Origin of the sequence: Microbacterium horticulturae (assembly GCF_029094505.1) — a bacterium.
Lineage (GTDB): Bacteria > Actinomycetota > Actinomycetes > Actinomycetales > Microbacteriaceae > Microbacterium > Microbacterium horticulturae.
In genome coordinates this window covers 3,475,433-3,495,777 of the sequence record NZ_CP119108.1, presented here as the reverse complement: position 1 = coordinate 3,495,777, position 20,345 = coordinate 3,475,433, and the positions used below count along the sequence as shown (strand labels likewise).

At 70.2% G+C, this 20,345-nt stretch carries 18 protein-coding genes; 6 read left to right on the top strand and 12 right to left on the bottom strand.

Features of this window, described 5'->3' with window-relative positions; translation table 11 throughout:
- Positions 1 to 14 precede the first annotated feature (14 nt).
- Entirely contained in the window at positions 15 to 1,202 is a 1,188-nt protein-coding gene (gene xylA / locus PU630_RS16585; protein WP_275278162.1) for a xylose isomerase, read from the bottom strand.
- 165 nt (positions 1,203 to 1,367) lie between these two features.
- On the opposite strand from xylA, the gene PU630_RS16580 reads away from it, so the two are divergent.
- Positions 1,368 to 2,528, top strand: a complete 1,161-nt coding sequence (locus tag PU630_RS16580) for an ROK family transcriptional regulator (protein WP_275278161.1) — start codon at positions 1,368 to 1,370, stop codon at positions 2,526 to 2,528.
- A 150-nt stretch (positions 2,529 to 2,678) separates the two neighbouring features.
- Here PU630_RS16580 and PU630_RS16575 read toward each other — a convergent pair whose 3' ends face one another.
- The 8 genes from PU630_RS16575 to PU630_RS16540 form a co-directional block, all read right to left on the bottom strand.
- Positions 2,679 to 3,953 carry a sugar ABC transporter permease gene (locus PU630_RS16575; RefSeq protein WP_275278160.1) on the bottom strand — a complete coding sequence of 425 codons (1,275 nt, stop codon included), beginning with the start codon at positions 3,951 to 3,953 and terminating at the stop codon, positions 2,679 to 2,681.
- Positions 3,950 to 4,768 (bottom strand): ATP-binding cassette domain-containing protein, encoded by an 819-nt coding sequence (locus PU630_RS16570; protein ID WP_275278159.1) that lies wholly within the window; start codon positions 4,766 to 4,768, stop codon positions 3,950 to 3,952. Before PU630_RS16570 ends, PU630_RS16575 begins: the two co-directional genes overlap by 4 nt.
- A 69-nt stretch (positions 4,769 to 4,837) precedes the next feature.
- Positions 4,838 to 5,956 carry a sugar ABC transporter substrate-binding protein gene (locus PU630_RS16565; protein ID WP_275278158.1) on the bottom strand — a complete coding sequence of 373 codons (1,119 nt, stop codon included), beginning with the start codon at positions 5,954 to 5,956 and terminating at the stop codon, positions 4,838 to 4,840.
- 115 nt (positions 5,957 to 6,071) lie between these two features.
- Entirely contained in the window at positions 6,072 to 7,247 is a 1,176-nt protein-coding gene (locus PU630_RS16560; protein WP_275278157.1) for an ROK family transcriptional regulator, read from the bottom strand.
- Between the two features lie 181 nt (positions 7,248 to 7,428).
- The gene (locus tag PU630_RS16555) at positions 7,429 to 8,802 is read right to left on the bottom strand and encodes an FAD-binding oxidoreductase (protein WP_275278156.1); all 1,374 of its coding nucleotides are present in this window, start codon (positions 8,800 to 8,802) and stop codon (positions 7,429 to 7,431) included.
- 112 nt (positions 8,803 to 8,914) lie between these two features.
- The gene (locus PU630_RS16550) at positions 8,915 to 9,406 is read right to left on the bottom strand and encodes a bifunctional nuclease family protein (protein WP_275278155.1); all 492 of its coding nucleotides are present in this window, start codon (positions 9,404 to 9,406) and stop codon (positions 8,915 to 8,917) included.
- Between the two features lie 90 nt (positions 9,407 to 9,496).
- Complete coding sequence (locus PU630_RS16545; protein ID WP_275278154.1) at positions 9,497 to 10,771, bottom strand: M18 family aminopeptidase; 1,275 nt, start codon at positions 10,769 to 10,771, stop codon at positions 9,497 to 9,499.
- Positions 10,772 to 11,015: 244 nt separating this feature from the next.
- Positions 11,016 to 12,308: an MFS transporter gene (locus PU630_RS16540; protein ID WP_275278153.1), complete on the bottom strand. Its 1,293-nt coding sequence runs from the start codon at positions 12,306 to 12,308 to the stop codon at positions 11,016 to 11,018.
- Between the two features lie 100 nt (positions 12,309 to 12,408).
- Here PU630_RS16540 and PU630_RS16535 point away from each other — a divergent pair, with 100 nt between their 5' ends.
- The 3 genes from PU630_RS16535 to PU630_RS16525 are packed head-to-tail and all read left to right on the top strand — an operon-like array spanning position 12,409 to position 13,701.
- Positions 12,409 to 13,065: a GntR family transcriptional regulator gene (locus PU630_RS16535; protein WP_275278152.1), complete on the top strand. Its 657-nt coding sequence runs from the start codon at positions 12,409 to 12,411 to the stop codon at positions 13,063 to 13,065.
- A gap of 43 nt (positions 13,066 to 13,108) precedes the next feature.
- Entirely contained in the window at positions 13,109 to 13,336 is a 228-nt protein-coding gene (locus PU630_RS16530) for a ribbon-helix-helix domain-containing protein (RefSeq protein WP_275278151.1), read from the top strand.
- Positions 13,333 to 13,701 (top strand): type II toxin-antitoxin system PemK/MazF family toxin, encoded by a 369-nt coding sequence (locus PU630_RS16525; protein WP_275278150.1) that lies wholly within the window; start codon positions 13,333 to 13,335, stop codon positions 13,699 to 13,701. The genes PU630_RS16530 and PU630_RS16525 overlap by 4 nt, the downstream gene beginning before the upstream one ends.
- Positions 13,702 to 13,740: 39 nt before the next feature.
- On the opposite strand, the gene PU630_RS16520 is transcribed toward PU630_RS16525, so the two are convergent.
- The 3 genes from PU630_RS16520 to PU630_RS16510 form a co-directional block, all read right to left on the bottom strand.
- Positions 13,741 to 14,037, bottom strand: coding sequence for a DUF503 domain-containing protein (locus PU630_RS16520; protein WP_275278149.1), 297 nt, complete (start codon positions 14,035 to 14,037; stop codon positions 13,741 to 13,743).
- A 69-nt stretch (positions 14,038 to 14,106) separates the two neighbouring features.
- Positions 14,107 to 15,270 carry an acyl-CoA dehydrogenase family protein gene (locus PU630_RS16515; RefSeq protein WP_275278148.1) on the bottom strand — a complete coding sequence of 388 codons (1,164 nt, stop codon included), beginning with the start codon at positions 15,268 to 15,270 and terminating at the stop codon, positions 14,107 to 14,109.
- A 57-nt stretch (positions 15,271 to 15,327) separates the two neighbouring features.
- Complete coding sequence (locus tag PU630_RS16510; RefSeq protein WP_275278147.1) at positions 15,328 to 15,885, bottom strand: TetR/AcrR family transcriptional regulator; 558 nt, start codon at positions 15,883 to 15,885, stop codon at positions 15,328 to 15,330.
- Between the two features lie 91 nt (positions 15,886 to 15,976).
- Here PU630_RS16510 and PU630_RS16505 point away from each other — a divergent pair, with 91 nt between their 5' ends.
- Both PU630_RS16505 and PU630_RS16500 read left to right on the top strand, forming a co-directional pair.
- Positions 15,977 to 16,858 (top strand): NmrA family NAD(P)-binding protein, encoded by an 882-nt coding sequence (locus tag PU630_RS16505; RefSeq protein WP_275278146.1) that lies wholly within the window; start codon positions 15,977 to 15,979, stop codon positions 16,856 to 16,858.
- 178 nt (positions 16,859 to 17,036) lie between these two features.
- Positions 17,037 to 20,264, top strand: coding sequence for an ExeM/NucH family extracellular endonuclease (locus tag PU630_RS16500; protein ID WP_275278145.1), 3,228 nt, complete (start codon positions 17,037 to 17,039; stop codon positions 20,262 to 20,264).
- The last annotated feature ends 81 nt before the right edge of the window (positions 20,265 to 20,345 follow it).

Here is a 20,345-nt window from a genome sequence, read left to right as displayed (position 1 = left end):
CCGCCCCGGTGGTGTCAGCGCGCGCCGAGCAGGTGCTCGGTGGCCAGCTGCTGCAGGCGCACGAAGCCGAAGCCCTTCGCGCCGAAGTAGGCATCCGCGTCGAAGTCCTCGAATGCCGACCGGTCGGCCAGCAGTTCGGCGTAGCCCTCGCCCACGCCGAGCGTGGGCTGGGCGAGCTCGGCGACGCGCGCGGCCTGAAGGGCCTCCTGCACCTCGGGGTCGGCGCGGAAGGCCGCGGCGCGCTCCTTGAGCAGCAGGTAGGTGCGCATGTTGGCCGCAGCCGAGTCCCAGACGCCGGTCTCGTCCTCGGTGCGCGAGGGCTTGTAGTCGAAGTGGCGCGGGCCGTCGTAGGCCTGGCCGCCGTCGGGGCCGCCGTTCTCGAGCAGGTCGACGAGCGCGAACGCGTTGTGCAGGTCGCCGTGGCCGAAGACGAGGTCCTGGTCGTACTTGATGCCGCGCTGACCGTTCAGGTCGATGTGGAAGAGCTTGCCGTGGTAGAGCGCCTGGGCGATGCCGGCGGCGAAGTTCAGACCGGCCATCTGCTCGTGGCCGACCTCGGGGTTCAGACCCACCATGTCGGGGTGCTCGAGCGAGCCGATGAACGCGAGCGCGTGCCCGACGGTCGGCAGCAGGATGTCGCCGCGAGGCTCGTTCGGCTTCGGCTCGATCGCGAAGCGGATGTCGTAGCCCTTGTCGATGACGTACTCCGACAGCAGGTTCACGCCCTCGCGGTAGCGCTCGAGCGCCTGGCGGATGTCCTTGGCTGCGTCATACTCGGCGCCCTCGCGGCCGCCCCACATGACGAGCGTCTTGGCGCCCAGCTCGGCGCCGAGGTCGATCTGACGCAGGACCTTGCGCAGGGCGTAGCGGCGCACGGAGCGGTCGTTGGAGGTGAAGCCGCCGTCCTTGAACACGGGCGGGCTGAACAGGTTCGTGGTGACCATCGGCACGACCAGGCCGGTGTCGGCCAGGACCTGCTTGAGACGGTCGATCTGGTTCTGCCGCTCGGCGTCGGTCGAGCCGAACGTGAACAGGTCGTCGTCGTGGAACGTGAGACCGTACGCGCCGAGCTCGGCGAGCTTCTCGACGGCGTGCACGACGTCGAGGGCGGGGCGGGTCGGTCCGCCGAACGGATCGGTTCCGTTGTAGCCGATCGTCCAGAGGCCGAATGTGAACTTGTCGGCGGGGGTGGGGGTGACCATGACGCTCCTTCACGGCGCAGAGATCAAATGTTGTTGGGAACAACCTATATCAGAATGGTCCCCACGGCCACTCCACGCGCCGCTGCGCGTCGCGCGGAGCCTCTCGCCGCGCCGCCACGTCCAGCGGTTCGTCGCGATGAACAACAAATCCCGTACAGTGGTCGCGTGAGACAGACCGGTGTACGCGAGGCGAACCTCTCGCACGTGCTTCGCCTCGTGCACCTGCACGGGCCGATTTCGCGTGCCGTGATCACCGCCCGGACGGGCTTGAACCGCTCGACCGTGGGCGATCTGGTGACCGAGCTGACCGTCGCAGGGCTCGTGCTCGAGGGTGAACCGGCCGCACACGGGCGCGTCGGGCGGCCCTCGCCGGTGGTCGCCGCCGACGTTCGGCCGGTCGTCGTCGCCGCGAACCCCGAGGTCGACGCCCTCACTCTCGCCGCGGTGGGACTGGACCGCGGCATCCGGGCGCGTATCCGCATCGCGCGCGACGAGCTGCTCACGCCCGAAGAGACCGCCGACCTCATCGCCGTGCAGATCGCCGCCTGGCGCGACGGCCCACTCGCCGACGCGCGCGTGCTGTCGATCGGGGTGGCAGTGCCGGGTCCGGTGCGAGCCGCCGACGGGCTGGTGCGCGCGGCCCCCCATCTGGGATGGGTGGATGCCGCGCTCGGCCCGCTCATCACCGAGGCGACGGAGCTGCCGGTCGTGGTCGGCAACGATGCGAACCTGGGCGCCGTCGCCGAGCACCTGTTCGGTGCGGCGCGCGGCGTCGACGACGTCGTGTACCTCAACGGTGGCGCGAGCGGCATCGGCGGCGCGATCATCGCCGGCGGCCACCCGCTGACCGGTGCCGGCGGGTACGCAGGGGAGTTCGGGCAGAGCCGCCCCGCCGTCGCGAGCGAAGACGACCGTCGCAGCGAGGTCGGCACGCTCGAAGACGAGGTGAGCAGGCGTCGGCTGCTGGCCGCCGTGAGCTTGCGCTCTGCCGACGAGGCCGAGCTGGCCGCGGCCCTGGCGACGTCCGCCGATCCGGCCGTGGCCGACGAAGTGACGCGGCAGCGCCGCATCCTGGCCACCGCGCTCGCCAACGCCGTGAACGGGTTGAATCCGTCGGTGCTCGTGCTGGGCGGCTTTCTCGCGACGCTGGCCGCACGCGACCTGCCGGGGCTTCTCACCGATGTGCGTGCGCAGTCGATGCCGACCTCGGGCGAGGGGATCGACATCCGCCTCGCGACGCTCGCCGACGACCGGCTGCTGATCGGTGCGGCCGAGGCGGCGCTTTCCGAGCTGCTGCACGACCCGATCGCGACGTTGGCGCGCTGACGCCGCGTCGCCCGCGCGTGACGCACGGGCGAGGTGCGGATGCGGCATCCACCCCGCCCCCACAGCGGGCGGAATGGATGCCGCAGGACCATGTCCACGGAACGCTCACCTCTTGATACCTCTGCGTTATCAAGAGCTGAGCGTTTCGGACTATGCCGTGCCGTGGCTCGCGCGCGAGCGCCGCGACAGCGCGTCGATGATCACAGCCAGCAGCAGCACCGCGCCGGTGACCATGAACTGCACGTCGGAGTCGAGGCTCAGCAGCACCAGTCCGTTCTGGATGGACTTGATCACGAAGATGCCCAGCAGTGCCGACCAGGCCGAGCCGCGTCCGCCGAACAGGCTCGTGCCGCCGATGACCGCGGCCGCGATCGCGGTCAGGTTGTCGGTGCCGCCACCGCTGGAGATGCTCGCGGCCGTCAACCGTGCTGCGGCCATCAGGCCGCCGAGGGTGGCGAGGATCGTTCCGACCATCAGGGCCGAGATGTAGATCGTCTTCACGTTGATGCCCGCGCGGCGCGCAGCCTCTTCGTTGCCGCCGACGGCGTAGAGCCAGCGCCCCCATCGCGTGCGGGTGAGCACGGTCGCCATGGCGCCCACGAGCGCGACGAACAGGAGGAACATCACCGACACGCCGCGGTTGGTCGCCAGCCAGGTGATCGCGATGGCGGCGATGACCGCCACGACGATCGCCTTGATGACGATCAATGAGACCGGGCCCGTCGAGAGTCCCGAGCGGGCGCGGCGTCGTGCGCGCGAGATGTCGTTGAGGACCATCCCGACGACGACGAGACCCGCGATCGTGTAAGCGAGCCACGGCGGCAGGAACCATGATGTCGCGAACTCGACGATCCATGAGTTGTACGGGATGTTGATCGTGCCGGACGGTCCGAGCACCCACAGCTGCAGGCCGAGGAACCCCATGAGGCCGGCCAGCGTGACGACGAAGGTCGGCACCCCGAAACGGGTGAACAAGAAGCCGTAGAAGTAGCCGATCACCGCTCCGACGACCAGCGCCAGCAGGATCGCCGCCCAGATGGGCCATCCCCAGTTCACGAAGGTGACTCCGAGGATCGCTGCGGACAGACCGCTGAGCGAACCGATCGACAGGTCGATCTGCCCAACCAGGAGCACGACGACGACGCCCAGCGCGATGACACCGAGCGGGGCCACCTGCAGTGTGAGGTCCACGAGGTTGGTCGCCGAGAGGAACCGTGGGTTCAGCGCCTGGAAGACGATCCAGATGATGATGAGGCCGACGACGATCGGCAGGGACCCCAGGTCGCCCGTGCGCACGCGCGTGAGGAATCCGGCGAACGCCCCGCGCAGCCCCTGACCGCGGGTGAGGCGTTCGTCCTGCAGATCGGCCGCCACCGTCGTGGGGGCGGAGTTGTCTTTCGTCTGTGGAGTCGTGGGCGAGCTCATAATGCGTCCTTCTCGGTCGGGTGCGCGGCGCTGCGGGTGCTCACGGGGTTGTCGGTGGCGCCGGTGATGGCGGCCACGATGTCTTCGTAGCTGACGTCGGCGGTGCGGAACACGCCGTTGTTGCGGCCCAGCCGCAGCACGACCACGCGGTCGGCGACCGCCTGCACGTCGGCCATGTTGTGGCTGATCAGGATGACGCCGAGCCCGCGCTCGCGCAGTCGCTCGATCAGGTTCAGCACCTCGGCGGTCTGCGCGACGCCCAGGGCGGCGGTCGGCTCGTCGAGGATGACGATCTCCGGCTCGCCGATCAGCGAGCGGGCGATGGCGACGGTTTGGCGCTGGCCGCCGGAGAGGGATGCCACGGCGATGCGCACCGAGGGGATCTTGGCCGAGAGCTGCCGCAGCAGCTCCCACGAGCGCTCCTCCATGGCCTCTTCGTTCATGCCGAGGCCGCCGAGCTCACGCCCGAGGAACAGGTTCGCGACGACATCGAGGTTGTCGCAGAGGGCAAGGTCTTGGAACACCGTGGCGATGCCCAGTTCGCGCGAGGCGGTGGGCGAGGGGATCGACACGGTCTCGCCGTTGAACGTGATCGTGCCGTGGTCGGCGCCGTGCACGCCCGCGAGGATCTTCACGAGCGTCGACTTGCCCGCGCCGTTGTCGCCGACCAGAGCGACGACTTCGCCCGCGTAGACGTCCATGTCGATGTCGGTGAGGGCGCGGACAGCGCCGAAGCCCTTCGAGATCCCGCGGATCGACAGGACCGGCTCGCGGGCGGGGGCGCGTTGTTCGTCGAGAGTGGATGCCGAGGTCACGGCGTCTCCTTCGTTTCGGGTGTGCGTGTGCCGGCCGGGCGAGGCCGGCCGGCACACGCGGAGGGAAGGTTACTGGATGCCGTTCTTCTCACATGCCGACTTGTACGCCGACGTGCAGATCTGGTCAACCGTGTACAGCCCGTCCTTGACGACCGTGTCCATGATGTTGTCGACCGTGACGGCCACCGGGGTCAGCAGGAACGAGGGGATGGATGCCCCGCTCGTGGTGTCGGCGGTGGTGTCGGCCTTCGGGCTCTCGCCCTTGGCCAGTGCGACGGCGAGCTCAGCGGCCTGATTGGCCTCGGGCTTGAACGCCTTGTAGACGGTCATGTACTGGTCGCCCGCGATGATGCGCTGGATGCCCGAGAGCGCGGCATCCTGACCGGTCACCGGCGGCAGCGGCGAGATGCCGCCCGCCTTCAGCGCTGCGATAGCGCCGCCGGCGGTGTCATCGTTCGCATCGTAGACGCCCTTGATCTTGTCACCGAACTGCGTGACCTGGCCCGAGACCCAGTCCTGGGCCTTGGGGGGCTCCCATCCGGGTGTGTCGTACTCGGCCAGCACCGTCAGGCCCGACGAGTCGATGACGCTGTGGGCGCCCTTCTTGAACTGGGCGGCGTTCGGGTCGGTCGGCGAGCCGTTGACCATGATGATGCCCGCGTTGCTGGGCAGGCCGAGCTCCTTCATGCGGTCGACGAGCGCCTGCGCCTGCAGCTGTCCGACCTTCTCGTTGTCGAACGACACGTAGTACGAGACGTCGGCGCTGTCGATGAGACGGTCATACGAGACGACCGGGATGTTCTTGGCCTTGGCCTGGTTGACGATCGCGGCGGCCGCCTTGCCGTCGAACGGGTCGAGCACCAGGACGTCGACGCCCTGCGTGAGCATCGACTCGGCCTGCTGCTGCTGCTTGGCCGCGTCGCCGTCGGCGTTCGCGTACAGAACGGTGCAGCCTGCGCAGAGGTCCTTGACCTTCGCCTCGAAGTAGGGCTTGTCGGCGCTCGCGTAGCGCTCGGTGACGTTGTCGGGAAGCAGCAGGCCGATCTTGGCCGAGCTCGCGTTGTCGGCGGCGGGGCTGCCGTTGTCGCTCTGCTTCTGAGCGCCGTTGGAACACGCCGAGAGCATGCCCGCAGACAAGAGCAGCGCGGTCGTCGCGACGAGCGCCCTCTTCATGCTGATCTTCTTCATTGAAATCCTCCGTTGCTGTGTCGACCGCTGTGGCGACACCCTGAGCATGCCAGGTGTGAACTCTTGGCGTCAATACTTGAACGCAACGGTTTCGCAACGGCGCGGCATCCCGCCCTCACATCGCAGCTGCACGCACATTGGTCGAGTCGATCGCGTGGACGATCGCGCCCATGGCCGCGGCATCCAGTCCCAACTGCCCCTGGACGACGTCGGGGGCGTGCGTGGGATCGACGACGACCGCGTGCTCCATCGCGAGCCGGATCGGGCCGAGCAGCAGCTCTCCGGCGCGGGCGAGGTCGCCGCCGACGACGATGCGTTCGGGGTCGACCAGGTTGCAGAGGTTGCCGGTGGCCAGGCCGATGTGCCGGCCGGCTTCGGCGAGGGCCCGGATGCTCGGCCCGTCATTGGCCATCGCGCGCAGCACGATGTCGCCGAGCTTCATCGTGCCGCCGGGGGTGTCGAGTCGCTCGAGGATCGCGGGACCGCCGGCGATGGCCTCGAGGCAGCCGCGGTTGCCGCAGCGGCAGAGGGGTCCGTCTTCCATGATGATCGTGTGGCCCAGCTCCCCGGCCGTGCCGTTGTGGCCGCGCAGCACCTGGCCGCTGAGCATCAGGCCCGAGCCGATGCCCTCGCCGATGTCGAGGAACACGATGTTCTGCTTGCCGCGCGCCGCGCCCAGCCGTGCCTCGGCGAGGGCCGAGAGGTTCGACGCGTTGTCGAGGTAGACGGGGCGGCGCAGCCGGCGGTGCACGACCTGGGGGATGTCGACCCCGGTCCAGCCGCGCAGGATGCCGCGGCCGGCGACCCGGCCGGTGCCCCGCTCGATCGGCGCCGAGATCGCGAGCCCCACGCCCACGAGCTCGTCGATGGCCGAGTCGAGGTCGCCGAGCATGTCGGCGAGCATGAGCGATGCGCGGTCGAGCTCGTTGTCGGCGCGGTGGTCGCGAGCCAGCGGCATATGGTGCTCGCTCAGCACGGTGCAGTTGACATCGGCGACGATGACCCGCAGATGGCGAGCCGAGACGTGGATGCCGGCGACCAGGCCGATCGCGCGCGCGAACGAGACGAGCGTGGCGCGCCTGCCGCTGCGGGTGCTGGGGCTTGTGCGCAGTACCCCGGCGGTGCCGAGCTCGCGTACGATGTTCGAAACCGACGCCGGCGAGAGCCCCGTGACACCGGCGAGCTCGACCTGCGTGAGACTGCCGTGCTTCTTGATCGCGGCGATGATTCGCGCCCGATTGGCTTCACGAAGTGAAGTCTGCGAACCCGGAGTCCGCCGTTGGTTTGCCACGAGCACACATTACCCGGCCGCTGCGTTTTCGCCACGCCGGCCCGGCCCGCGCCGGGCCTCGGGTCGGCGGCCCGGGTCCGCTCGGTCCGGCCGCCCTCCGATGGTGAGACTGCAACGGGCGGACGAGAGTGCGGGTGGTTCCTTCTCTCTCAGCGACCCGTGGCGGTCTCACGGGGCAGGGTCAGCCCACCGGGTGCGCGGCGACGAAGATCCCTTCCGGGTCGCGCTCGCGGCGCAGCGCGGCGAGGCGTGCTGCACCGGCGCCGAAGCCCGCCGTCACGTCGCGGTCGGGCAGGTCCACGAAGGTCAGCGCCACCCCCGGCCCGCGCCACGGACGCACCGCGTCGACCACCGCCCCGCAGGCGGCGAGGCCGCCAGGCACTGCCGGCGGCACCGGCACGATCGTCAGCGCCGAGAGCAGATAGTCGCCCTCCAGCGCGCTGACCGCGCCGGCGTCGGCCGCCGGCCGCGCGAACGCCCCGCCGCAGTGACGGATCTCGCTGATCATCGGTCGGGCCGCGAACGCCGCCGTGACGAACGCGTCGACGAACGCGTCGTCGAGGGCGGTGAGCATGGCGTGCTCCGAGACGGCGGCCGACGGCTCGGGCGGATCCATGTGCACCGCCGTGAGCGCCGCGGCCGGAATGCGCCCGAACGTGTCCATCTCGGGTTCGAGGGCGCGCAGCGGTGCGAGGATCTCGGCGGCCGCGGCATCCCCTTCCAGCACAGCGCCGTCGATCGCGACGACCGAGCGTCCCGACACGAACGGCGGCAGCTCGGGCAGCGGCGGGAAGTGCATGATCCGCAGCGAGGTCGTCGTAGTCTCGGGTGCGGTCGCCGTCCAGGTGACCCAGGCGCGGGCGACGTCGGCGGCGCGCGATCCGTCCCACAGCATCAGGCCCGCAAACACGTCGGAGTAGGGCAGCAGGTCGATCGTCAGCTCGACGACGACGCCGAACGCGCCGGCCCCGCCGCGCAGCGCCCAGAACAGCTCGGGGTTCTCATCGGCGGATGCCGTAACGATCGAGCCGTCGGCGACCACCACCCGCGCGCGGCGCACGCCGTTGACGGCGAGCCCGTGCGTGCGCCCGTAGAACGAGACACCGCCGCCGAGCGCGTACCCCACGACCGACACGTCGCCGGCGCTGCCGTGCGCGGCGGTCAGCCCGTGCGGGGTCGCCGCCGCGAGCACGTCGTGCCATACGGCACCGCCCTGCAGGGTCGCCGTACGTGCGCCGGGGTCGACGGCCACGTCGCGCATCTCACGCAGCGACACGACGATAGTGTCGCCGAGGTCGGTGCCGCGCAGAGGGCCCGCGCCGTGTCCGGTCGCCTGCGGGGCGATCCGCAGGCCGGATGCCGCAGCCGCCTGCACGACGGTGGCCACCTCGTCTGCGGTGCGGGGCACGGCCACCGCGTACGGTCGTTGGTCGGTCACCAGGTTCCAGGGAAGCCGCGCCGCGTCATAGCCTTCGTCACCGGCCGTGAACAGCCTCTCGCGGAGCACCTCGCGCAGCCGGGCGACGGCGTCGTCGGCGGTTGTCAGAGCAGTCATCATCAATCGTCTCCATCAGAGGGATGCCGCGGTCCATCCCCAGTGGACGGCGCGGCCCTCACCGGGGAGAGGCACGAACGACGCCCGGCGATACATCGTGGCGCCCTTCGGGCTACTCCTTGAAATCGTCGGGGTCGACCTCGTCGATGAACTTCGAGAACTCCTCGACGTCGGCCTCCGCCTCGGCTTCGGTGATCACATCCTCCACGCCCGCTTCGGCCAGCACCTCGTCGGCCACGAAGATCGGCGCCGCCGTGCGCGAGGCCAGAGCGACGGCGTCCGACGGGCGTGCGTCGATGCGGTGCACGGCGCCGCCCGCGTTCACCGTGATCTCGGCATAGAACGTGCCGTCGTCGATGCGGGTGACCTCGACCTGTTCGACGGTGGCCTCCAGCGTCTCAAGCATGGTGCGCAGAAGGTCATGCGTGAGCGGGCGTGGCGTCTCGGCGCCCTCGATCGCGACCATGATCGACGTGGCCTCCATGCTGCCGATCCAGATCGGCAGCAGCCGGCTCTCGGTCGGCAACGCGTCGATCGGCTGCAGCAGGATCACGTGCTGCCCCGTGGCATCGAGTGCGACGCCGGCGACGCGGACCTGGACCATGGTTCCCTCCCGTCTGGCCATGGTACGCATGTGCGCGCCGGCGCGGGGCCGTGCGCGTTCCTGTGGCGGAGTGGATGCCGCGGCCCGCGGCTACGCCGCGAAGAACGCGCCCGCGACGCGAGAGAGCGCGTCGAGGTCGTCCACGCCGGCCAGCTCGCGCGCCGAGTGCATCGAGAGGATGGGGATGCCCACGTCGACCGTGCGGATGCCCAGCCGCGTCGCGGTGATCGGCCCGATCGTCGAGCCGCACGGCACGGCGTTGTTCGAGACGAACTCCTGGCTGCGCACGCCTGCGGCGTCGCACCATCGATGCCAGGCGGCAGCGCCGGGGGCGTCGGTGGCGTAGCGCTGGTTCGCGTTGATCTTCAGGATCGGTCCCAAGCCGAGCAGCGGCTGCACGACGGGGTCGTGCTTCTCGGGATAGTTCGGGTGCACCGAGTGCCCCACGTCGCTGGAGACGCACCACGACGACGCGAGCGCGCGCAGCTGCTGCTCGCGGTCGGCGCCGAGCCCCAGCCAGACCCGCTCGAGCATCTCGGCGAGGAAGGGGCCGGCCGCCCCCGAGCGCGTCGACGACCCGAGCTCTTCGTGATCGAACACCGCGAGCATCGCGATGCGCTCGCTCGCCGTGTGCTGCGCGAGCGCAACGACGCCGGCGTGCACCGAGGCGAGGTCGTCGAGGCGCCCGGCCGCGAAGAACGCGTCGTCGTGTCCGAAAACCGCCCCACGTGCCGTGTCGGCGGTGACCAGGTCGTAGCCGCGGATGCGCGCGGCATCCACCCCCGCCGACACCGCGACGGCGGCGAGCAGGTCGGCGGACTGCGGCTCGCCCAGTCCCCACACCGGCTGCGTGTGCCGCTGCTTGTCGAGGGTGAGGCCGTCGTTGACGCCCCGATCGAGGTGGATCGCCAGCTGCGGCAGCCGCAGCAGGGGACCGGTGGATGCCAGCGCCTGCGTGCCGTCGTCGAGGACGACTCGTCCGGCCAGGGTCAGCTCGCGGTCGAGCCACGAGTTCAGCAGCGGGCCGCCGTAGACCTCGACGCCCGCCTGCAGCCAGCCGTGTGAACCGGTCGTCGGCTGCGGCTTGAGTTTGAAGCCCGGCGAGTCGGTATGCGCTCCGAACACGTGCACGCCAGTGGTGGCCGCGGCGCCTTCGGGCACGACCCAGGCGATCGCGGCGCCGTCGCGAACGACGACGAATCGGCCGCCGGCCTGATCCGGCCACGCCTCAGTCTCGTCGAGTCGGGTGAAGCCGACGGCCTCCAGCCGGCGCGCAACCTCGGCGGCGGCGTGGTAGCTCGACGGCGACGCGGCGACGAACGCGGCGAGGTCTTCGGCGTGGGCGAGTGCGGCGGGCGTGGGCACGGGTGGGTCTCCCTGCAAGAGCGGATGCGGTGCTTCGATCGTACGCGGGCCGCCAGGCGGCGGTGATGGATGCCGCGGCCCGCGCGGACGCGGCGTCACAACGGCAGCCGCGAGCGATCCCCCTGCCCGCTGCTACCGACTCGGTCGTACGCATCGTCAGCACGGTGCGCGCGAACTCGCCGGCGCCGGGCTGCGTGTGCATACGGTCGGGGATTGTCGACGACACTCCGTCGGAGGCTGCGCGTCACCGGCGTGTTGAGGACAATCCCCGACCCTGTGTACGCGGGACGCTCTGAACCCCGATGCCCGCAGCCGCGGCATCCCCCTCGCCCGCCGCAGCCGCGGCATCCACCCCTTCATCACAAGGGATGATCGGCACCGCCACCACCGGCGCGAGTGCGACCGCCGCGAACGCGAGCGGATACCCCGCGATCGTGATGAGCGCGCCCACCGCGGGTCCGACGATCGACGCGGCGAGGAACTGCCCGGTGTTCTGGGTCGCGAGCGCCCGGCCCGACCAGAAGGGGCCCGCGATCTCGGCGACCGCGGTGTAGGCGAGTCCGTTGTCGGCCACCGTGACGGTCGCGGCCACGATGAGCGCCGCGGCTGCGGCCCACGCCGGCGCGAGCTCGCTCAGCGCCAGCAGGACCATGACAGCGGCGGCCAGCCACGCCACCCACCGCAGCGGACGCAGCCGGCTGCCGACCCGGTCGGAGAGCATACCGACGGCGACGCGGCCGAGCGCTCCGATGAACTGCGCGACGCCCACGACGACGCCGGCGGCGGTCGCGCTCATGCCGCGGTCGACCGTCAGCCACACGAGCCCGAAGATCGACACGGTGAACTGCGGCACGACCAGCAGCGCCGATGCAGCGTGGATGCGCACGAGTCCGAGCCGTGAGCGGTATGGGTTGGCCTGGTGGGGGGATGCCGCGGCCCGCAGCGGCCGTGGCGGATCGACGATCAACGCGGCACTGGCGACGGCCAGCACCGCCGTCAGCACGAGGGGCAGGGTCATCGCGGCGCCGACGCCTCCGTTCGCGGCCAGCGAAGGGATCGCCAGGGCCGCCACGGCCACGCCCAGCGGCTGGCACATCTGCCGGATGCCCATGGCGAGGCCCCGCCGATGCTTGGGGAACCAGCCGATGACGACGCGTCCGCTCGCGGCGTTCGTGCTGCCTGAGGCGGCGCCGCCGAGCAGGAGGAAGGCGCCGAGCCCCAGGTATCCCGACGCGAAGATCGCCCCCAGCGCTGCGAGCGCGGTCAGCGCCATGCCGCCTGCTATGACCCAGCGCTCGCCGATCCGATCGGTCAGCGCTCCCCACGCGACGAGCGTGATCACGAGCCCGAGCGTCGGCGCCGAGGCGAGCAGGCCCGCCTGAGCGAGCGACATGCCGCGCTCGGTGTGCAGCAGGGGGATGAGGAACGCCGGCGCCGACTGCAACACCGTGCCCGCGGCCTGCGCGAGCACGGCGACGACCAGCATGATCCAGGGGCGTGCGCCCAGCGGTCGTGCCTCGCTGAGAGTGTCGCTCATGTTGGTATACCGTAGTGGTATACCAACGCTGACGCCAACTCGCGCCGTCCATACTGACAGCCCAGACGCAGAGCCCACGCGCAGCCCGACGGGAGCCCCGATGCCCTCACAGACCGATCACGTCTACGCGCAGGTGCGTCGCGCGATCCTCTCGCTCGACCTCGTGCCCGGCGCGCACCTCAGCGAACGCGGTCTCGAAGCCGAACACGGCGCCAGCCGTACGCCCGTGCGCGCCGCGCTCATGCGCCTCGAGGGTGAGGGCCTGGTCGCCCGTGACGGACGCGCCTGGCAGGTGGCGCCGATCGACCTCGACGAGGTCGTCGCGCTCGCCGAATACCGCGAGGCCGTCGAGATCGCCGCCGCACGCCTGGCTTGCGAACGCGCGACGGGCGCCGAGCTCGCGGCACTGTCGGCCGACGAGTTTCCGGCAGGTGAAGACGCAGGGTTGGAGCGCGGCTCGGATTTCCACGTGGGGCTCGCCGCGCTCGGCGGCAACCTTTTCCTCACGCAGGCGGTGCGCGACGCCGTCACGCGCATGGCACGGGCTCGTTGGCTCGAGCTGCGCAGTGAAGAAGGGCGGGATGCCGCATGGCAAGAGCACGCCGCGATCGTCGAGGCCGTGCGAGCCCGCGATCCGGAGGCCGCGGCATCCGCCCTCTCCCGCCACACGCAGGCGAACCTCGACCGCCTGCTGACCTCTCTGCGCGCCGACCGCCGCGCCCTCGGCGCGCGTGGTCTGCGCATCGTCGGGGCCTGATCGCGCGGTAGCAACGCCGGTATGACCGAGGTAGCATTGGGTCATGGTCTCGAAGGTCAGCATCAGTCTTGACGACGACGACGTCGCGTACCTCGACGGGCAGTCGCTCTCCGGGCGCTTCGCCAGCCGGTCGGCGGCGGTGCAGGCGGCCATCCGGCTCCTGCGCGAGAGTGAGCTCTCCGATGCCTACGCTGAGGCGTACGGCTCATGGGACGAGTCCGACGACGCGGCGCCCTGGGATGCTACGGCCGCCGACGGGCTCCCCGCGTGAGCGGCGAGCTGCCCTTCGTGCGGCGCGGCGCCATTGTGCTCGTCGACCTCGATCCGTCTGACGGGTCTGAGGCTGCCAAGCTCCGACCCGCCGTCGTCGTGAGCAACAACACCGCGAACGCCGCCGCGCTCCGCACCGGCCGCGGCGTGCTCACCGTGGTGCCGGTCACTTCGAACACGGAGAAGGTCTATCCGTTCCAGGTGCTGCTGCCGGCGGCATCCACCGGTCTCTCCCGTGACTCGAAGGCGCAGGCCGAACAGCTCCGCGCGGTCTCGCTGCTGCGCGTGCGTCGGGTCGTCGGATGGGTGCCGGGCGACCTTATGGCCGGCCTCGACGCGGCGGTGCGTCTGCATCTGGCGTTGTGACGTGTGGATGCCGCGGGCAAGTGCCGGGCTGATCTGAGCTCAGTCGTCGCTCGAGTTGAGTCCGCGCCGCGCCGAAAGCAGCACGATCTCGGGATGGTCGTCGGCCAGCAGCCGCTCGGCGCGGTCGAGCACATCGCGGATGTGCGTCGCATCCGACCCCACCACCGACACGCCCAGCTGAGCACGCCGCCGCAGATCCTGCGAGCCGACCTCGGCGGCCGCTGCCTCGGTGCGCCGGCTCAGATCCGCCAGGATCGGCCGCACGATGGCTCTCTTCTCTTTGAGGGACTGCACGTCGCCCAGCAGCAGGTCGAACTCGATCCACCCGATCCACATGCCGTGAGTATGGCAGGTGGATGCCGCGGCCCGACACCTCTGCGGGGCTCGAGCCCACGGCATCCACCCTCAGCGGAACGCCGCGATGCCGGTGATCCGCTCGCCGAGGATGAGCGTGTGCACCTCGTCGGTGCCCTCGTATGTGCGCACCGACTCGAGGTTGGCGGCATGCCGCAGCGGCGAGTAGTCGAGCGTGACGCCGTTGCCGCCGATCACGGTGCGCGCCTGCCGGGCGATGTCGATCGCGATGCGCGTGTTGTTGAGCTTCGCGAGCGAGATCATCTGCGGCTCGAGCTTTCCGGCATCCTTCAGCCGCCCCAGCCGCAGGACGAGCAGCTGCGCCTTCTGGATCTCGAGCACCATGTCCACGAGCTTGGCCTGCGTGAGCTGGAATCCGGCGATCGGCCGGTCGAACTGCGTGCGCTCGAGCGCGTAGCCCAGGGCCGCCTCGTAGCTGTCGCGCGCGGCGCCCACAGCGCCCCACGCGATGCCGTAGCGCGCCTCGTTCAGGCACGAGAACGGGCCGCGCAGTCCCTTCGCGCCGGGCAACACGGCGTCGGCCGGTAGGCGCACGTCGTCGAGCGCGATGTCGCACTGGATCGACGCGCGCATCGACAGCTTCTGCGGGATGAGCGTCGCGGTGAACCCCGCCGTGTCGGTGGGCACGACGAAGCCGCGCACGCCCTCGTCGGTGCGCGCCCAGATGATCGCGACATCGGCGACCGAAGCCAGGCCGATCCATCGCTTGGCGCCGCGCAGTACCCATTCGTCGCCGTCGAGCCGCGCGGTCGTCGCCATGCTCGCGGGGTCAGAACCGGCGGTGGGCTCGGTGAGGCCGAAGCATCCGATCGCCTCGCCCGCGGCCATCCGCGGCAGCCAGTGCTGCTTCTGCTCCTCGGAGCCGAATTTCGAGATCGCCGACATCGCGAGCGACCCCTGCACCGACACGAAGGTGCGGATGCCCGAGTCTCCCGCCTCGAGCTCTTGCATGGCCAGCCCGTAGTCGACGGCGCTGCGGCCGGCGCAGCCGTACCCCTGCAGATGCATGCCGAGCAGACCGAGCTGCGCCAGCTCGGGCACGATCTCGACGGGAAAGTGCGCCTCGTCGAACCAGTGCGCGATGTTCGGCCGGATGCGCCGATCGACGAACTCCCGCACCGTGTCGCGCAGCGCGCGCTCGTCGTCGGTGAGCTCGTCGTCGAGGGCGAGGATGTCGCTGCGGTTCTCGGCCATCACGGATGCTCCTTCGCGTCGTCTTCCTCGAGTGTGACGGGTGGTGGATGCCGCGGCCTATCGCGTGCGGATGCCGTCCAGTGCCAGCTCGACGAAGCGGCGCCATGTGCGATCGTCGCGCATGTTCGACATGGCTCCGCGGGTGATGAGGATGACGTCGTCGCCGGTGAAATCACTGCGGACGACCCCGGCAGCGACGGCTCGCTGGGCGATGCGGGCGACGCTGGCGGCGAAGTCGCCCTTCTCGGAGGCGATGTCGCCCCAGGCCGGTTCGATCGGACTCAGAATCGAGAAGCGGAAGCCGGCATCGGCCTGTGCGGCCTCGAGATATCCGTACAGCAGGGCCTGGAGTGCAGACCACGGGTCGGCGATGTGTTCGGCCTCTTGAGCGAGGCCGGCGATGGCCTCGAAACGGCGACCGATGATGGCAGCTTGCAGGGCCTGCTTGTCGGCGAAATGGCGATACAGCGTTCCGACGCCCACGCCGGCGCGCGCCGCAATGTCGCTCATCTGCACGTCGCCGCACGACGCGGCGAACAGCGCCCCGGCCGCGTCGAGCACGGCTTCGCGGTTGCGCCGGGCGTCGGCCCGCCGCGGGGCGTCGGTGGCAGTCATATCGGCACCCACCCTAGCGCGACGGCTTGACCCGGCGGCATAATCCGCCTAGCCTACGGAAGCGGAATTCCGGTTCATCTTGAGGAGAAGCATGATCGTTGTCACCACACCCACGGGCCAGATCGGCAGCCGACTCGTCCGACTGCTGCTCGATCGCGGAGAAGAGGTGCGCGTCATCGTTCGCGATGCGTCGCGCCTTGCCGCCGGGGTTCGTCGGCAGGTCGAGGTCATCGAGGGCTCGCACAACGACCCCGAAGTGCTCGACCGTGCGCTCCACGGCGCCGACGCGCTGTTCTTCGTGGTGCCGCCGAACCCGAATGCCCCCAGCGCGCTGGAGCATTACCTCGACTTTGGTCGCGCCGGGGCGGCGGCCGTCGCCCGGCACGGAGTCGGCCATGTCGTCGGCGTCAGCACCGCGGGTCACGGGTGGAGCAAGCCCGCGGGCACGTTGTCGGCGGCGTTTGCGATGGATGCCGAGCTTGCGGCATCCGGCTCCGCCTATCGAGCGCTGTCAATGCCCTTCTATATGGACAACCTGCTGGGCCAGGTCGGCGCCATCCAGCACGGGGTGCTCTCGCTCACCTGCGCGCCCGAGCAGCCGCTCGCGTCGATCGCCACCCGCGACATCGCTGCTGCAGCCGCCGACCTGCTCGTCGACCTCTCATGGAAGGGTCAGGCCAACGTGCCCTTGTTCGGCCCTGACATCACCACACCCGACGAGATGGCCGAGATCATCGGCGACGAGGTGGGCCGACCGGTCGTGTATCAGCAGATGGCGATGACCGACCTCGCACAGATGATGCAGGCACAAGGGGCGAGCGAGCAGGCGGTGCGAGACGTCACCGAGATGTTCGCGGCGCAGGATGACGGCATCAACGATGAGGACTGGCCGAAGGCGCAGCTCGCTCCCACCGATTTCCGCACGTGGTGCCGTGAGGTTCTTGCGCCGGCGATGCGGGATGCCGCTGCCTGACGCCCCGTGCAGCCTCGGCGAACGCGGGTGAACACTGCGTGCACGCCCGGCGACGACTCCGCGCGAGGGGTGGTGTGTGTCCGAGGCCCGTGCCAAGGTGGGTGAATCGCGCGCTCATCGCCACGTCTCAGCGCGCCGCAGTGTCTCAAGACTGGTTCCTCACAAGGGAGTGTCGGGAATGAATCGCATCGCCACCGCCGCCGTCTGTCTGATCACGGCCGCCGCCACGACCCTCGCCCTGGCCGCCCCGGCCACGGCCGATACCGGCGGCACGAACGTCGTGATCAGTGAGGTCTACGGAGGTGGCGGCAACTCCGGAGCCACCTACACGAACGACTTCATCGAGCTGTACAACCCGACCGACGCGGCGATCAGTCTCGAGGGATGGAGCGTGCAGTACGCCTCGGCCACGGGCACGAGCTGGACGCCGACGAAGCTGAGCGGCAGCATCCCGAGCAAGGGTCACTACCTCGTGCAAGAGGCCAAAGGTGTGGGCGGCACCGACGCGTTGCCGGCGCCCGACGCGACCGGGACCCTGGCGATGTCAGGCACGCAGGGCAAGGTCGCACTGGTTTCGTCGAGCACAGCCCTGACGTGCGGCGCTACCTGCGCAGGCACCGACGCGGTGGTGGATTTCGTGGGCTTCGGTGGCGCGAACGACTTCGAGGGCGATGCTCCGGCGCCGGGCCTTTCGAACGCAACCGCCGATGCGCGAAGCAACGGCGTCGACAGTGACGAGAACGCCACCGATTTCACCAAGGGCGCACCCGCTCCGCAGAACAGCGGTGGCAGCATCCCGACCATCGCGATCACCGACCCCGGCACCCAGCACGCCACGGTTGACGAGGCTTTCTCGCTGACCCTCGAGCAGACGGGCGGAGCCGATCCGGTGACGTGGACGGCCGACGGCCTGCCGTCCGGTCTCACCATCGCCGCGGCCACGGGTGTGATCTCGGGCGCGCCGACGCAGGCGGGCAGCGCCCCGGTGACTGTGACGGTGACCGATGCGAACGACGCCAGCGCGAGGGCATCGTTCACCATCGACGTGGTCGGCCCCACGCCCACGGTGGAGATCGCCGACATCCAGGGGACCGACACCGACACCTCGCCCTACAACAAGCAGCCCGTCACCACCACGGGCGTCGTGACCGCGGCGTACCCGACCGGCGGTTTCAACGGCTTCTACCTGCAGACCGGCGGGACGGGCGGGACGAAGGACGCCACGCCCGGTGCTTCTGACGCGGTCTTCGTCTATGGCTCGCGGTCGGCGGCGCAGGTGCAGATCGGCGACAGCGTCACCGTGACAGGCGAAGTGCAGGAGTATGAGGGCACGACCGAGATCACCTCGCCGACCGTCACCGCGCTCGACGACGCGCTGCCTGCCGTCGCGCCCGCAGCGCTGCCGTGGGACCAGCTCGACACCGCGGCTGAGCGCGAGGCGCACGAGGGTGAGCTGCTCGCGCCGCAAGGCGACTACACCGTGTCTGACAACTACGACACCAACTACTACGGCTCATTCGTGCTCGCCGCCGGCACCACCCCGCTCGTTCAGCCCACCGATGCGGGCACCGCGGGCAGTGATGCGGCCAAGGCCGCGGCCGCCGACAACGCCCGCCGCGCCATCACGCTCGACGACGGCTCGACGTGGAACTACGCCGTGTACAGCACGCACACCGGCGACCCGGTGCCGTGGCTCACGACCGAGAACCACCCGAGCGTGGGGTCGGCCGTCACCTTCACGGGCGGGGTGATTCTCGAGTACCGGTTCGACACCTGGAACTTCCAGCCCACGCACCAGGTCACCGATGCGGGAACGGACGTCGCGACGTTCTCTGACCGACGCGCGCTCAACGAGCATCCGGCCGACGTGGGCAGCGGCATCCGGCTCGCGACTTTCAACGTCGAGAACTACTTCGCCCTCACCGGCGAAGACTACGTGGCGCAGGGACTGGGCACCTGCACCTGGTACACCGACCGCGAGGGCAACAGGATCGGCGACGACCGCTGCTCTGACGCAGACGGCAACTCCGGCCCGCGCGGCGCTGCGACCGCCGAGAGCTTCGCGCGCCAGCAGGCCAAGATCGTGACGGGCATCACCCGGCTCGACGCGAGCATCGTCTCGCTGGAAGAGATCGAGAACTCCGCCAAGTTCGGTCAGGATCGGGATGCCGCGCTGGCGGGCCTCGTTGACGCGTTGAACGCCGCCGCGGGATCGAGCGTTTGGGCGTACGTGCCTTCGCCCGACGCGTCGGCGCTGCCGGCACTCGCTCAGCAGGACGTGATTCGCACTGCGATCATCTACAAGCCGGCCGACGTCACCCCACTGGGCGCCTCGCAGGTGCTCGCCGACAAGTCGGAGGCGGGCCAGTCGTTCTCGATCGCGCGCGAGCCGCTGGCGCAAGCGTTCGCCAAGAAGGGGCTGGGCGCCGACGACTCGTTCGTGGTCATCGCGAACCACTTCAAGTCGAAGGGCGCCGACGCCGACGGACTCTTCAACGACTGCCCCAACGGCGGCGACGCCGAGAACACCGACCCGGCGTACGACCAGGGCGCGTTCAACTGCACGCGCGTGCACGAGGCGCAAGACCTCGCAGCGTTCGCCGATGAGGCGGCGGCGAAGGCGGGTACCGACAAGGTGTTCCTGCTCGGCGACTTCAACGCATACACGCATGAAGACCCGATGGAGGCGCTCTACGACGCCGGCTACACCGACCTGGGCAGCGCGTTCGACCCGACCGAGGCCACCTACTCCTACAACAGCCTGGCCGGCTCGCTCGACCACGTGCTGGCCAACGCGGCCGCTCTCAAGATGGTGACCGGCGCCGACGTGTGGCAGATCAACGCGCAGGAATCGGTCGCGTACGCGTACAGCCGCTACAACTACAACGTGCGGCAGCTGTTCGACGCGTCCGACCCGTTCGCGGCCTCCGACCATGACCCCGTCGTGGTCGGGCTGACCCTGCCCGGGCGCGCCGACTGGAGCGCATCGACCGTCTATGACAAGGGCGATCGCGTGATGTACGACGGGTCGGAGTGGCGGGCCCTGTGGCACACCAAGGGCCAGAAGCCCGGCGACCCGTGGGGTGCGTGGGAGCAGATCGTCACCGGGCCCGATGGAGCCGCCGTCTGGACGCCGTCGCGCATCTTCCACGCGGGCGACACCGTGACCTTTGATGGTCGCACGTGGGAGGCGCTCTACTACACGCGCAACCAAAAGCCGGGCGACGTCTGGGGTCCGTGGCAGGAGATGGCCACGGCCTCTGACGGCACCGCACTGTGGACGCCGTCGCGGGCCTTCCATGCCGGCGACGTCGTGGAGTACCAGGGGTCGAGGTTCGAGGCGCGCTGGTACACCCGCAACGAGGCCCCCGGCGCCCTCTGGGGCCCGTGGGTCAAGGTGGGTTGAGCCCACCCCCTCCCCGCGAGGTCGTACGCGTTTCCGCGAGGTCGCACCTGGTTTCGCGAGGTCGTACCTAGTCCCCAGTGC